This is a genomic window from Saccharicrinis sp. GN24d3, from assembly GCF_052400645.1.
Lineage (GTDB): Bacteria > Bacteroidota > Bacteroidia > Bacteroidales > Marinilabiliaceae > Saccharicrinis.
In genome coordinates, this window is the sequence record NZ_JBQTGI010000034.1 from 25,613 (window position 1) to 41,143 (window position 15,531).

Genomic DNA, 15,531 nt, shown 5'->3' on the forward strand with positions numbered 1-15,531 from the left:
ATTGTGTTAATTTCATTCACCTCTTAATATGCTTTTCAATTCTTCCAGATGTTTTTCGTAAATACCTCTTGGATCGGTACCATATTTAACCGCCAGACTCGCTGCATAACCAACAACTTCCCCCATTAATCCAGTGGTACGCATCACTCGCGTTGAACCAAAACCAACGTGGGTGGTACTAATATCCCGACCCGCCATAAATAAGTTGCTGATATTTCGAGAATAGAGACAACGATATGGAACATGCGCCGGTTTTACCCTTTTATGCACTGCTTTTGAAAGAAATTCCTGACCCTTAAAATATGTACTATTCTCATCTTGTGGATAGTGCAAATCAATAGACCAGGTTGTAGGAATAAAGGCATCCGGCTGACGAGGATTAGTATGATCCCGATCCATCTCCGAGAAAATGTAATCGCCCATTAATCTTCTGGATTCTCGTTTACCTCCAATATATCCAACCCAATCCAGTTTATAATGACTGTATTTTTCTTTCAAATTATTTTTCAGGTACGACCAGTTTCCATAAACAGCCCTAAAGTTGTGGTCGCGAATTTCTTCCGCTTCAGAAAGTGCATCGAAATTATTAAAACCGGTTTCCCAAAACCATTCCGATGTAGGACCATCTAAAAAGTATTCATTGGAGAACTGCAGGGCCCATGGCGTTTCCGGGAATGAAGAAACATCATCGAATTTAGAAGCATGCCACATGTTTGACGTCCCCAGGCAGAAGGTGTCCGCTTTATCTCTCGCTAATGATTCGCCTGTTTCTTTTTTACTCTCCCTGCCATAACGATAATCAGCACCTGCAACGTAGCCAATGGTTCCATCACCGGTGCAGTCCACAAAAAAACTACCCTCAAATCTTAGCTCCTGGTTGGTTGAAATATGACGACCAATAACTGCTTTTATTATTGCCCCATCCATTTCTACTTCATAAGCATGCATATTTAAATACAGGTCGATGTTCTTTTCAAAGTTAACCACACTTTCTTTTCGTTTATCGCCATACTTTTTGCCATCAATATTGGCATTATGAGGATCACCATTATCCAACTCTCGCACTATTCTACCCAATGCCGGATAATCATTTTCCCTGTCGATATACCCCATCAGGTGAACACGTATTTCAGAGCTATTATTGCCACCTAATACAGGACGATTTTGAATCAATGCAACCTTTAATCCACTTCGTGATGCTGCAACAGCCGAACAAATACCGGCCATTCCGCCTCCAACAACCACTACATCGTATTTCCCTTTAGTTTCAGGAGTATCTGATAAACCTAAAAGCGCTTTGCGCCACGGATTCATGGTCTTTAAATCATTGGGTGGGACATCTCTTTTGCTTGAACTAAAGTAAATCGCATCACATCTTCCGGCAAAACCAGTTAAGTCCTTTAATACAATTTTAATACTGGAAGGATCATCTATTTGAACTGTACCCCCTTCATACCATTTCCATCCTTTTTCTCCAGAAGCGCCAAACTCTTTGGTATAATTCTTTCCTATTTTAAGCTGAAACTTACCCGGTCCAACAGGAAATGGCGCCCAATCTTTTGTTCGCACCCAAATATGATATTTTCCCTTTTTAGGCAGCACAATACTGGTTGAAGCATTTTTGACTGATTCGCCCATACCATGCGCCAATAAATATGACGATCCCATGATATCGAAATACTGTTGATCTACTTTCCAACCACCACGATTTTTGAAAGACTCTGCTTCTAATAAATACTTATGTTGTCCATGTATATTAAGAGTGCAAAGAAGTAATATGAATATTACTTTACTTAGTTTATTTAGAATTTTATCCATAACACTGATATAGATGTAGTGATTCCTATTAAGTTTCATAAACTGATTTCTACCTTAAAATTATGGATAACATCAGAAATTTTCACATATTAGCTTATTCTTTCCCGAAACAAAACAGTGAATAGGTTAAGTGTGTATAAATGAGTGTTTTGTATTTGGGGATTTATATGGAATCTCAAGAATGAACAAGGATATTACACGGCAAATTTTAAAACAGGTAGAGAAAAAGTTTAACCGCGGAAGGGGGGTGAATTGGAAAAATCGCGATTTTGAAGATCTCAGTTTTTCGGTCCATCAGCAGACCAAAGTCTTGATAAGCGTAGCTACACTAAAGCGAATATTTGGTAAGGTAAAGACAGATGCAAATTATTCGCCACAAGAAAGTACCCTGGAGGCTCTTGCTAACTATACTGAATTTGATTTTACTACTAATCCTAAAAAAAGTAGTGTAAAATACATATGGTATCTGGTTCCTTTGCTAATTATTGTTATTGGTTTTTTTTATACCATCAGTTTCGATAATAATAAAACTTTAATAAAAAATAGTCCTATTCAGGCCACTATTCAGTTGGTTAAAACAGAAGGCAATTGCCCAACAACAGCCTATTTCGATCTTGAAATACAAGAAACTCAGGATTCTGTTTTTATTGATTTTGGAGACAATTCAGAATTTCACCAGGTCAACCATCAAAAAGCGATCTCTCATTTTTATGCTTATCCCGGGCAGTTTGAGGCTAAACTGAGGAGTAGAGGCGAGGTTATTGCGCGGTCCGACAAAATATTGGTTAAAACTAATGGCTGGCAGGCTTTCACCTATTACTATTTTGGTGATTATAATGCAGAAACGCGAAAACGGTATTATCCGGTTCCGTTAGAAAAAGCAGTTAAAAGTAATGTTTTCCATGTCTCTCCCAAAACGATATCATCTTTAGGAATTGATACTACTGAAATCATTTCCGTACGCTTGGATAATTACAAAAAAACAGGAATTAATGGGGATTTATTTACTTATAAAGCCAGGTTAAAAACAAGTTCGTTTTGGCCTGCAGTTCGTTGTTATTCTACTTATGTTGTTGTGGTGGGGACTAGTGGAGAGATTAGTTTTAAATTTGTAGGCGAAGGTTGTAGCACTTATTCTTCTTATGGAATTAGTGAAATTAAAAGGACCGGATTAGAAGAGGACTTAAGTAGTCTTGTCGTTAATCGCAATGAGTGGTTTGATGTAGAAATCACGAACCAATCAAAAAATGTTCAGTTGTTGGTGAATAACAAAGAAGTTTTTGCAGGAGAGTATAAAAACTCTATTGGCGAAATCGTTGGGACTACCGTTGAATTTCACGGCAGTGGCTCTGTTGATCATGTAAAGTTATTTGTGGAAAAAGAGTGTGTTTTTGACAAAGATTTTTGATAGTTGGGATATTTCCTATTAAATTGTAGTGGTTTAATCAATAGGAACCTTCGCAAAATACATATTCTTACTGTAGCACTATGGGTAAATTAGCGTCTGTAAAAGATAATATTTTTGGTAATACAGACCAGATTGGCAATGAGGGATATTTTATCTCGGCAACCACCTTTACATCCGCTCCTTTTCTTATTTTACTGTGTAATCTTCATTTACTTATGGAGCTAAAATTAACACCGTTGATTTTAGGAGGGAGTAGCGTTTTGGTATTGCTGTTTTAATATTATTTTGTGCAATTCGGTAATATTGTTTATATCTCAAAATTTATACTTGCCATTTGGGGATTGGTAATGTTAGATGTTACCTGGTATTACATGTAATTATCAAACGGTCCGCTGCTTTATTCTAGTTTATGGCGCACTTGTAATTTGGGTATGGGAGGTTAGAAGTTTAATGGTTTTATTTTGATTGGATGCGAAATGAATCATAAAACCAACGTGTTCCGGTTCTATGCTAAAGATACCGGTATCGGAATATGTAAATCAAAAAAGGCAGAAATATTCAAACATTTAAACTTTCTGAAAATGTTCCGAATAAGAATGTAACGGTCGCAACTAGTAATATAACGAAAGAAGCAAAATTGAAATATTCAAATGGCTAAAAAGAAGTTAAGCTGGATATGTAGTCCAAAAATGATTCCTTGAGGAATTGAAAATGCAAATAGTATATTCTCCTAATAAATAATGGTAACTCATGGTATTATTTTGAAGCAAACTCTATCCATATTAACCATCATCTTATTCTTGCTTCCAACCATTGGCAGGATTTGGATTGTCATCGACTTTAAAATACACCAGGATTATATTGCCAAGGTACTTTGCGTTAATAAAGATAAGCCTGATAACACTTGTAATGGTAAGTGCCATTTAAAAAAGCAATTAAAGAAAGCACAAGAAAACCCTCAAAGCGAAACGTCAAAAAATTTTAAGGAAAATTCCGTTTTAAATTTATTTCTGCCTGAATTTGATATATTATTAAAATCTAATTCATCGATTAAAGAAAAGCAAAAACAATACTTTAATACACCATTCAAAAGATCCGGTTATATAAATAAGTTTTTCCGACCTCCGAAATTCTTATTACAATTTACTTTATAAATCTCCCCATGTAACTATTGGAGAGTGCTTTTGGCGTGCGCAAATGTACAGTCCTTAAAGCGTTGTGTCTGGTATACAAAATTGGATCAACCTAAAATCATTTTATGAAATTTAAAAAAACTATCAAGCATGTGTTCATGATTTTGATGTTGTTACTCATGAACATGACCGGAATATATGCACAACAACACATCAAGTTGCTGGATGAGGAGAGTTCGATGCCTATTCAAGGTGCAACTTATGTGTATGGAAATCAAACAGGCGTTTCTGACGAAAACGGAACGATTAAATTTACTTGGAAAGAAGAAGTTAGCATGAAACTGTCCCATCTCAACTATGGAGAGTGGGAGTGGAGTGCAGATCAACTAGTACAGTTATTTAAACCCGGAATATACTATCGAAAAAGTGTCTCGGTAAGTCTTTACCCGGTAACGGTGTTAGCTGTTCGGCCAGGTCAAACACCATCATCCAGTTTGAAACTGGGATATCAGGACAGAATGGCGCACGATGGGGCGGACGTGTTAAATCAGACACCCATGCTAAACAGTATCCGCAAAAGTGGGAAGTATGGTTTTGACCCCGTTTTACGCGGATTTAAATACGACCAGCTCAATATCGTTTTAAATGGAGCCCAAAGCGCTACGGCTGCTTGTCCTAACAGGATGGATCCGCCTACAAGCCAGGTGGCGCCCAACATGATTGATAAGATTGAGGTGCTTAAAGGCCCGCACGTTTTGCGATATGGGACAGGTTTTGGAGGAACAGTAAACTTTGTTCCCGCCAAGCTTAAGTTTACGGACAAAACTGATGTTTATGGCAGATTATCTTCAGGTTACGAAAGTAATGGATCGGCCTTAACTAGTGAGGCTCAATTAGGGTTTCGTGGCAAAAGCTATGACCTTAGTTTTTTTGGAGCCTGGGCACAAGGGGATGATTATAAGGCAGGAAATGATCAAACTGTTCAATCCGACTTTGAGAGGGGGAGTTTTGGAACTACTATCGGACTTAAGCTTACCTCTAAACAGCAACTGAGAGTTTCCGCCATTTACAATATGGCTCGCGATGTGGATTTTCCTGCACTGCCAATGGACTTGCGGGAAGATGATACCTGGATGATGAACGCCCGGCACGATATGAACATTAACAATGATCGGCTAAAATCCTGGAATACTACTTTTTTTGCCTCTTTTGTAGATCACTTAATGGATAATCTTCTGAAAAACCTGGATCCGCGAACCATGAATGCTGAAACTCCGGCAAAGACTCATAACTACGGGGGGCGTAGCGAAGGAGTATGGAAGTTTACGAAGGGAACCCTATTTGCAGGGGCAGACTGGCGCGTGGAAGGAGCGGAGGGAACCAGGGTTCGCGAATTTTTGATGGGGCCCAATGCAGGAAAAACAGTTGAGGATAATGCCTGGCAAGATAGTCGTATCGCTAAAGGGGGATTGTTTGGAGAGTACCATCTCGAAACAGAGAAATATCACTTTGTTTTTTCTGGTAGGATGGAGGTTAATAACTCTAAAGTTAACGATGGTAGTACGGAGTTTATGCAAGTGTACTCCCAAACAGACGAGACACAGATTAACCCGAGCATCAGTTTGGGAACCTCACTAAAATTGAATAAGACGGTTACATTAGGACTATGGCTAGGCAGAGCGCAACGTAGTGCAGGATTAACAGAACGTTTTATTAATTATTTTCCCGTAGGGCAAGATCCCTACGAGATGTTGGGTAATCCAAACTTAGATCCGGAGATCAACAACCAGGTGGATTTAACTTTTGAATGGGCCACGAAGAAATCAGTCATAGATTTTGATTTTTTTGCTTCGTTTATGCAGGACTTTATTTCATCGGTGATCGACACCAATTTGACCGCAAGATTGCCCAACAGTCCCGGCGTACGCCAGTTTGTAAATATTGATAAGGCTTTTAAAACCGGTCTCGAGATTAATTGGACACAGGAACTATTTGCGGGGCTGCGGCATCAAATGGGTTTAGCGTACACCTATGCCGAAGATTTGGAAAGAGGAGAACCTCTGCCAGAAATAGCGCCGCTTGATTTTAGATATACATTGCGAGGGTCATTTTTGGGGGATAAGTTTCGGCCAGAGCTTAACTTCCGTCATGTAATGGAACAATCGCGCATTTCATCTGAATATGGAGAAACAAAAACACCATCATTTTCATTGTTGGATGTAAAACTATCGTATCAAATTTCCAATGCTGTTCAGATTGCCGCAGGTGTAAACAACCTATTCGACGAGAATTACTACGAACACTTAAGTCGTTCGGTGCGTGGAACAACAGATCCTATTTTTGCTCCGGGAAGGAATGTGTTTGGTTCGTTGAATATAAGTTTTTAATACTAAGTTTATAAAGCACAAAGCCAATAAAGTAAAAAGGTAATTTGATATCAATGTTAAACTGCTTATGCATTTTTTTCAGGTTCTATGATTTAATTTAATAAATACATGTGAATTTTATAGAGGGTGGTGATTTATCGTTGCCATCCTTTATTTTTAAACATCTTAGTTTGTAAATATGCATTAAAATATAAGTATATTGTATATTAGTCCGTAAATTAATGTAGAAATATTAATAGTTGCACCATATGTCGGAATTTACAAATACGAAGGATAAGAGATTAACAATATTATTAAAAGTTGCCAAAACCATATTGCAAACTGGCAGTGCTCGTGAATTTATTGTTGGGAATAAAGACTTTATTGAAACGGTAATACCTACAGACTTTATCACCCTTTTTGATGTACTGATAAAAGAAGGGTATCCGATGGATGATATTAAGGTGCTGACCAATAAAATTCTGAATATTTTCCACCAACCTATTGAGAACTTTGAAAGGATAATACCAGCAATAGATTCTTTTTTGGGTGTACTTGAGCAAAACAACAGGGAAATGGAGTTGTTACTAAAACAGATAAAGCCTGTTTTTAAAGATTTTGTTTTAGATGTGGAGCACATTGAACGCAAAAAAAAGTTGCTCCAATTATTTCGGCAGTTGGAGGTATTTGTAGCACATTATACCATTAAAGAAAATGTGCTGTTTCCGGTGATTGAAAAAAACTCGTCCGATTACAGGTGTTTGCTAATTATGTGGTCATTTCATGACGATATCAGAAAGAATATAAAAACGGTGATCCATCAGCTATCGAATGATAGCGTTGAATTAAAAACGTTTAAGCGTTGTGTTGGCGATATCTTTTTTAATATGCTGGCCATTAAGTTTCGTGAAGAGCGTATTCTTTTTCCCTATATCCTGTCTACTATCAGCGAAGAACAGCTGGCCGCAATGAACCGTGAAGGTTTTGAGATGGGATATCCTTATGTTCAGCCTGCAAAAGTAGCAAAGAGCGATAAAAAAGAAGATTTCGAAGACGGAAAGGTAAATCTTGGAACAGGAGAGCTAAGTGTGGAGCAGCTCAAACTTATTTTTAATCATTTACCCGTTGATATCACTTACGTGGACGAGCACGACAAAGTGCGGTATTTTTCAACACCTCCTAAAAGAATATTCCCGCGGACCAAGGCCATAATAGGGCGCCAAGTAAACAACTGTCATCCGCCCGAAAGTGTGCATGTGGTAGAAAATATTGTTCGGTCATTTAGAAGTGGAGAAAAAAGCAGGGCCGATTTTTGGATTAAAATGAGGGGAGAATATATTCTTATCCAATATTTTGCGGTAAGAAACGAACAGGGTGAATACAAAGGGGTGATTGAAGTTTCACAGGAAATATCGGACATCAGGAAACTGGAAGGCGAAAAAAGATTGTTAGATTGGTAATATAAATAAAATGGTGGCGGTTTTACGAGGCATAAATGTTGGCGGTAAAAGAAAAATCCTCATGGCAGATTTAAAGCTGTTGTTTGCAGGTATAGGTTTTACAGACGTGGTTACCTATATCCAAAGCGGCAATGTAATTTTTAATGCTGACCAGCCATGGAGTAACCTAGAAATAGGGAATAAGATTGAACAGGCTATTGCAGATAAATATGGGTTTGAAGTACCTGTAATCGTTCGATCGGCTCAAGAATTGGAGCATATCGTTAATAATAACCCTTTTGATAAAGGTGAGATAGGTATAAACCAACTACATCTTACGTTTTTAAAAGATATACCTAGTTCAGACAACCGTTTAAAAGCAGAATCCTATAATTTTGAGCCAGATCAGTTTGTCATCGACAAGAATGATGTGTTTCTCTGCATCAAAGGAAAATATCATCAAACTAAGCTAAGCAACCACTTTTTCGAAAGTAAATTTAAAGTACCAGCAACTACCCGAAATTGGAAAACTGTTTTAAAGCTTCTTGAGTTGAGTAGATAAGCATGTTTTATATTGTCTAGAAAAACTGAAAAGTAAGTTTATTTAGTACAGACAAAAAGCACATATGATGAGAAACCAAAAGGAAACAGAAATGTTGAACCGGATGAGCAAGGATCCCGGAAATTGGCATGGACCATTTTATTTCAACAGGAAAGACCCACGATTAATAGTGCCCAAATTCAATCCCGCTTTAGGCCAAACTTTTAACTTCGCAAGCCCTTATGCCTATATAACTCTGGCAGGAATAATCCTAATTGTTGTCGTATTTAGGTTATTAGGGAAATGAGGCTAACCGAATTGGCAACTACCATGTTGGAAACAGGGTTATCCGGCCAGGTTTAAAGGATGTAATAATAATTGGGTTTATGATGGACATTACACCGGTAAAAAATAGGCCCGTTAATGTATAAGTGAAGATAGTTAGAGATTTTTAAAGTTTCGGTATCGGGAAGATAGTGAGCAATAGCTATGTATTGGGGCATAAAATGACGCTTAAAATGCATTCAATGGTGAAGCTAAAATAAATAACAGAAAATGTTGATAACTTTTTCGGTAAGAAAATAACAGCCAATGATGTATGGTGTGTAGTCTCTTTTCTTAGTATTGTCTTCTTTGATGATAAACAATCCCTTAGTGGAGGTTTTACTAGTTCCAGTATGGTGTAAATTCTTTTTTCACTCTAATTAAGAAATTCATTTGTCTCTGAGAAAACTTTTGTACTTTTAATATTTAGTATGGCTTTTAAAATATCGCAAATTTAATATGTTGAATATTAATAGATTAACAAAATAAACCATGCTTCTTTTTTCTTGCTATTCAACATTTTAAGTCATCTTGGAAACATAAGGATATCTGTTATATAATATGCAATTAATGGCTTGCTTTGGATGGGTACTTATTTGTTCAACAGGTATAAAGTTTAATCAATAAGCCGAATATCTCATGTGTTTTTGGTGAAGATATATCTAGTATGTGGTGTAAGGATGTTACACTTTATTTGGGGCACAGGTCTTCTATTAATGTAGTTATAAGAGGAGGAACAGGCGAAATACACGGGTTATAGAATCGGGAATATAAAATAAATCAGATGTGTAAGGTCAATATGATATGGGGAGTTTTTATTTTGTCGGTAACATTGAGTTGTGGACTCAATTCCTCCATAGAAAATCGCAAAAAAGATAAAGAATGGAAATATCTGTTTAACGGAAAAAACCTTGACGGGTGGGTGGTGAAATTAAATCATCATAAGTTAGGTGATAATTACGCCAATACGTTCAGGGTCGTTGACGGTAAAATTCAAGTTAACTACGACGGGTATAATCGGTTTGACGAACGTTTTGGACATTTGTTCTATTACCAGCCATTTTCTTCCTATCATTTAAAATTTGAATATCGTTTCACCGATCAGTGGTTAAATGACGCACCTGTATTTACCTTTCGCAATAGCGGTGTCATGTTTCATTCCCAAGATCCTAAGACCATTTTAAAAGAACAGAACTGGCCAATATCTGTAGAATATCAGCTGCTGGCGGAGGAAACAGAAGGTGAGCAAAGACCTACGGGAAATGTTTGTACGCCGGGAACAAATATTGTTTTTAATGGGAAAAAGGATTCCCGACATTGTATAAAATCAACCTCTTCGACGTATAAATGGGATCAGTGGATTAGCGTTGAGTTGATTGTAAAAGGAGGTTCAGTATTTCACATTGTTGAAGGGGATACTGTATTGCATTACAGTAATCCTTCGATAGGCGGCGGAGTTGTTAAAGGTTATGATCCAAGGGTAAAAATTGATGGTAAACCGTTGACCGATGGATATATTGGATTACAATCTGAAGGACAGGGGGTAGAGTTTAGTGAAATAAAGATAAAGGAATTATGACAGACAGAGGTCGAATTGTTGAGATATATTCAGGTTCGTTATGGGAGAGCGAAATGGTGAAAAGTATGCTGAAAGCCAATGGTATCAATTGTTTCTTAAAAAATAATACCTTGAATTCATATGTTTACGAACCTATTGTTGCAGAAGGGGTTAAGGTGATGGTTAATGAAGCAGATCAACAAATTGCACAAGTAATTGTGGAGGCCTATAAAAAATCGAAAAATTAGTCAATAGGGACAACCAAATAACCGGTTATATGTTATGTATCTGTTAACATTAATGCCGATAACCATGCAAATACAAGCAGATTCTCCCGCTGACTATATCAACCAACTTCCCGAAGATCGGCAAAGTGCCTTTAAAAAACTCAGAAATGTAATACTTGAAAATCTTCCTGAAGGATTTGAAGAAACCATGAGTTACGGCATGATTGGTTATGTGGTTCCGCATTCCTTGTACCCAGCCGGGTACCATTGTGATCCAAAACTACCATTGCCCTTTATGAGTATAGCATCGCAAAAGAATTTTGTTGCTTTATATCACTCAGGAATTTATGCCGATAAAAAATTGCACGATTGGTTTGTGGGAGAATACCCAAAACATGGTAAGTATAAATTGGATATGGGCAAGAGTTGCATTCGTTTTAAAAAATGGGATGATATTCCTTATGAACTTATTGGTGAACTGACTCGGAAAATGACATCTCAGGACTGGATCAATTTGTATGAGGAAAATGTGAAAAGGTGAAATGTCTAATAGGCTGCTATTGATTAATTAGTACTTCTTACAATTCGTAATTTTCACTGTTTTCCCCGTGTAATATTCTTTTGCAGGGTAAAATAATATATTTTTAAAGACAGCCTTGTGCTTTGCGGATTGCCCCTTTAGGTCAATGTTTTATATGCGCTGAAAGTGCCTATTGTTTTACTTAATCCATGGAAATATCAGCATCCAGCGTGTTATTAAAGTGTAGAAGGACCTGCAAATGATATGGTTGTACAACCTATAAGCGCATGTTTAGTTAATCCGGATATGTATTAAAGACACATAATGAGTTTTTAAAATGCCATTAAACAAGACGTTGCTGAAACAAGGCAGCACCCTTTTGTGAGTTGAGGCAAGTTAGTGAAACACCTTGTGTTGAAGCAGTTTAATTGCGTAACAGAAATTCGAATGCATATGGCTGGTTTAATCATTTCCTTGGGGTCTCAGTGTCACCGTATTCTACTGCTCAAACTCCAGTGTAAACTCTAAAATTTCGGGTCTGTTCCCAATCCGTACCGGAGGACCCCAGGTTCCAAAGCCCGTGCTTACATAAAAATGAGAGTTGCCTTTTTGCTTATATCCTCTGCTCACTTCAAAAATCTTTTGTGTGATATAGCCAAAAGGCCAAAGTTGTCCATGGTGGGTATGTCCGCTAATCTGTAAGTCAATACCTGCTTTTTGGGCCATTTCCAGGTTGTAAGGCTGATGATCGAGCATTACAATGGTTTTTTGCCTGTCTAGAGGTCTAACAAGTTCCTCAACTGATTTTCGTGGCATACGCGTGAAGGATGTTCTATCTTTATCCTCCCTTCCCACAATATAAAAACAACTGTCAATGAAAACACTTTCGTCCCTTAGTATATGAATACCATGTTCTTCCAGATATTCAACAGCCCTGTCAACCCCACCAATGTATTCATGGTTCCCCGTTGAAGCGTAAACTCCCAGAGGGGCTTCAAGCTGAAGCAGGTTCTCACCCAGATTTTGTTCGATAACAGGTTTGACATCTTCATCAACCACATCGCCCGCAAACAATATGATGTCCGGGTTTAACGAATTGATGGTATTTACCAGTTTCCCTGTTTTTCGCGGCCCTATAATCGTTCCCAGATGAATATCCGAAGCCGCTACTATTTTAATGGACTTCCTATCTCCACCCGGTTTATTTATTTTGATGTTTTGTTTTACAATTTTGGGTGTCCAGGCATTGATGTGCCCAACTACAACCGTGAGAACCACAATTGCGGTTACAGCATAGGTTGTAATTAATTTGATTTGTGCATAATTGTCGTTTAGTTTGTCCGGCATAAAATGAAACAACATATTGCTCCATCTGACCAAATCAACCATAAAAATAACAAGCACAAAATAAAGCATTCCGGCAAACCAAAATGCACCACTCCAATGAACAAACGAAGAAATGGGAGAATACCAGATTTTTTCTAAAAAGCGACCCGCCGGATACGCCAAAACCAAGAACAACATTATTCCTCGCAGATAAGGAAGCAGTTGAGGCATAGCTTCAATCCCTTGAGCACCCCGCTTATAAATATATAAGTTCACCAAAAAGTGAATTCCCAAAATAATCCCAAAGAAAATTAAAAAACGCATATTTTTCATTGTGTGGTGTGTAATTTTTCCCTTGTCTTTTTTAACCAGGAGAGCCGGTTTTCTAACAAGAAACAAAAATAAAGGTTTAATTGGGTTTTAGGTGTAAAAAAAGTACTACTGGGAAATAACCAGTATTCAAATACCCGAATTGAGTAATGAAGTGATAAGAAAATATCCCCGGAAATGTTCCTGAGGATAAATACGAAGTTCTTTAATGTTATAAAAGTCAGCGCTTTTTTTTCGTATCTGTTTCTTATTTTTCACCTTTTTATTCTACCTATTTTAAATAGGTATCAAGCCATCTAAAAAATTCACGATGCCACAGAATACCATTCTGTGGTTGAAGTACCCAATGGTTTTCTTCGGGGAAGAATAAAAAACGGGCGGGTATGTCTCTTAATTTAGCCGTATTATAAGCACCCATGCCTTGAGTATAAGGTATTCTAAAATCCTTTTGTCCGTGAATAACTAAAATGGGGGTGTCCCAGTTGCCAACAAATTTATGAGGAGAATTGGCATAGGAGTTTTGAGCCAGCGTGTTGTCTTTGTCCCAATAGGCGCCTTTCAGGTCAAAGTTCACAAAAAACATCTCTTCTGTGGTGGAATACATCTGTTCCAAGTTGAAGATGCCGCAGTGTGAAACAAAGGCTTTAAAACGTTTGTTATGATTTCCGGCCAGCCAGTATACCGAAAAGCCACCATAGCTGGCACCAATTGCACCTAATTTATTCTCATTCACGTATGGCTCTTTTGCTAAAGCATCAATGGCGCTAAAATAATCTTTCATGTTCTGGCCGCCATAATCACCACTGATTTGCTCATTCCATTCTTGTCCGAACCCGGGTAGGCCATGCCTGTTTGGCGCAACAACAATATAACCGTTGGCAGCCATGAGCTGAAAGTTCCAGCGTAAACTCCAAAATTGACTGACGGTGCTTTGCGGGCCTCCCTGGCAATATAATAGTGTCGGGTATTTTTTATGGGGATCAAAGTTTGGCGGGTATATTACCCAGGTTTGCATTTCTTTGTGATCGGTAGTTGGGATCCATCGACTTTCCACTTTACCCATTTCTAATTGAGCCAATACGTCTTTGTTTACAAACGAAATTTCCTGGTCTTCACCAGTTTTGGTGTCTACCATATAAATTTCAGTGGGGTGGTTCATGGTAGTTTTTGTTGCTACCACTTGATCCACCAACGGAAATACCGAAGTGTAATTTTGCTGGCCTTTTGTTATTTGTTTTATGTCTCCCGAGCTAAGCTCTACATGGTAAATTTGGTATGGCCCAAGATGGTTACTGGTAAACCAAATCTTGTCACTTTTGTCTGACCATGCCAACGCTCCGGCATTTTGATCAAAACCTTCCGTTAAATCCCTTTTCTCACCGGAAGTTAGATCCAATAAAAACAACCTGTTTTTATCCGCTTCGTATCCATCCCGCTCCATGCTTTCCCAAGCCATATATTTGCCATCCGGCGAAAAGATAGGATTAAGATCGTACCCGGCCATGCCTTTGGTAAGGTTGGTAGTGGATTTGTTTTCCAGGTCATACAAATAAATATCGGCATTTGTGGAAAGGGCATAAGCTTTACCTGATAGTTTTTTACAGGAGTAGGCGATTTTTTTAGAATCCATTGTCCAGTTGATTTGTTCTATACCACCAAAAGGATTTAATGGTGAATCGAACCTCTCATCTTTCATGATATCAATATAGTTATCGGTTACCTTACCATCAGCTATATTAGCCACAAAAACATGGCTATAGGAACCATCCTCCCAGCTATCCCAATGGCGATACATTAAATCGTTTTCAATTCTTGCATCGGCATGTGGAAGGTCAGGGTACAAATCATGAATATCTTCATCCATTTTAACTTGTGCGGTAAAAGCCAGGTGTTTCATGTCCGGCGAATATACGTAACCTGTTATGCCTCCGTTGATATCTGTAACCTGTATTTTATCGGAGGCATCGGGATTCATTTCCCATAACTGTAATGAGCCGGATTCCGAAGATAGGTAGTTAATCTTACTTCCATCGGGACTGAATGTTACGCTTGATTTGCTAAGTCTGGAATTTGTAATCTGCCTTACTTCACCAGATTCGAGTGCAATCCTGTATATGTCGGTATACGATTTGTTCTCTTCTATATTTGTATAAGATACCGTATAGAGCAGCTGCTTGTTATCGGGCGATAAAGAAACATTGCCCACTCTTCCCAATTGCCATATAATTTCAGGGGTAAGTTTAGTACTGTTAAGCTTTATTCCTTTGTTCGTAAAACCAATAGTATTGTTAGTAGAAGGAGTATTACAGGAAAATAGAAATAAAAGCAGGATTAACGGTAAGTGTATTATTTTCATGTTTCTGTTTTAACGAATGGATAAATTATTTTAGCGCAATTTAAAACACGTTTTAGAGAGTTCCAAATATTCATTTGAAGATTCGGATGTATAATTATTTTAACCCGAATTATGCATTAGAACTTCGTCGTGAACATTGAAAGTGCAATAAAACAAGGCTTTACTGAAACGAGGCATAACTTGTC

Annotated in this window: 11 protein-coding genes; 8 read left to right on the top strand and 3 right to left on the bottom strand. The window is 37.8% G+C overall.

Features of this window, described 5'->3' with window-relative positions; genetic code table 11:
• Positions 1-12: 12 nt before the first annotated feature.
• A complete protein-coding gene (locus ACT29I_RS23440) occupies positions 13-1,818 on the bottom strand; it encodes an FAD-dependent oxidoreductase (protein WP_430933368.1) in 1,806 nt (601 codons plus the stop codon).
• A gap of 181 nt (positions 1,819-1,999) precedes the next feature.
• On the opposite strand from ACT29I_RS23440, the gene ACT29I_RS23445 reads away from it, so the two are divergent.
• The 8 genes from ACT29I_RS23445 to ACT29I_RS23480 all read left to right on the top strand — a co-directional run bounded on the left by ACT29I_RS23445 (position 2,000) and on the right by ACT29I_RS23480 (position 11,355).
• Entirely contained in the window at positions 2,000-3,226 is a 1,227-nt protein-coding gene (locus ACT29I_RS23445) for a hypothetical protein (protein WP_444794578.1), read from the top strand.
• 740 nt (positions 3,227-3,966) lie between these two features.
• Positions 3,967-4,380: a hypothetical protein gene (locus tag ACT29I_RS23450; RefSeq protein WP_430933371.1), complete on the top strand. Its 414-nt coding sequence runs from the start codon at positions 3,967-3,969 to the stop codon at positions 4,378-4,380.
• Positions 4,381-4,484: 104 nt separating this feature from the next.
• Positions 4,485-6,746 (top strand): TonB-dependent receptor domain-containing protein, encoded by a 2,262-nt coding sequence (locus ACT29I_RS23455; protein WP_444794579.1) that lies wholly within the window; start codon positions 4,485-4,487, stop codon positions 6,744-6,746.
• Positions 6,747-6,994: 248 nt separating this feature from the next.
• Positions 6,995-8,185 carry a DUF438 domain-containing protein gene (locus ACT29I_RS23460; protein ID WP_444794580.1) on the top strand — a complete coding sequence of 397 codons (1,191 nt, stop codon included), beginning with the start codon at positions 6,995-6,997 and terminating at the stop codon, positions 8,183-8,185.
• Between the two features lie 10 nt (positions 8,186-8,195).
• Entirely contained in the window at positions 8,196-8,726 is a 531-nt protein-coding gene (locus ACT29I_RS23465) for a DUF1697 domain-containing protein (RefSeq protein ID WP_444794581.1), read from the top strand.
• Between the two features lie 1,087 nt (positions 8,727-9,813).
• Positions 9,814-10,608, top strand: a complete 795-nt coding sequence (locus ACT29I_RS23470; RefSeq protein WP_430933376.1) for a 3-keto-disaccharide hydrolase — start codon at positions 9,814-9,816, stop codon at positions 10,606-10,608.
• The gene (locus tag ACT29I_RS23475) at positions 10,605-10,835 is read left to right on the top strand and encodes a DUF2007-related protein (protein ID WP_430933377.1); all 231 of its coding nucleotides are present in this window, start codon (positions 10,605-10,607) and stop codon (positions 10,833-10,835) included. Before ACT29I_RS23470 ends, ACT29I_RS23475 begins: the two co-directional genes overlap by 4 nt.
• Before the next feature lie 64 nt (positions 10,836-10,899).
• On the top strand, positions 10,900-11,355 hold the full coding sequence (locus tag ACT29I_RS23480; RefSeq protein WP_430933378.1) for a DUF1801 domain-containing protein: 456 nt from the start codon (positions 10,900-10,902) through the stop codon (positions 11,353-11,355).
• A gap of 477 nt (positions 11,356-11,832) precedes the next feature.
• On the opposite strand, the gene ACT29I_RS23485 is transcribed toward ACT29I_RS23480, so the two are convergent.
• Together ACT29I_RS23485 and ACT29I_RS23490 are read right to left on the bottom strand one after the other, a co-directional pair.
• Complete coding sequence (locus tag ACT29I_RS23485; protein ID WP_444794582.1) at positions 11,833-12,993, bottom strand: metallophosphoesterase; 1,161 nt, start codon at positions 12,991-12,993, stop codon at positions 11,833-11,835.
• 268 nt (positions 12,994-13,261) lie between these two features.
• Positions 13,262-15,346 carry a S9 family peptidase gene (locus ACT29I_RS23490; protein ID WP_430933381.1) on the bottom strand — a complete coding sequence of 695 codons (2,085 nt, stop codon included), beginning with the start codon at positions 15,344-15,346 and terminating at the stop codon, positions 13,262-13,264.
• Positions 15,347-15,531 lie beyond the last annotated feature (185 nt).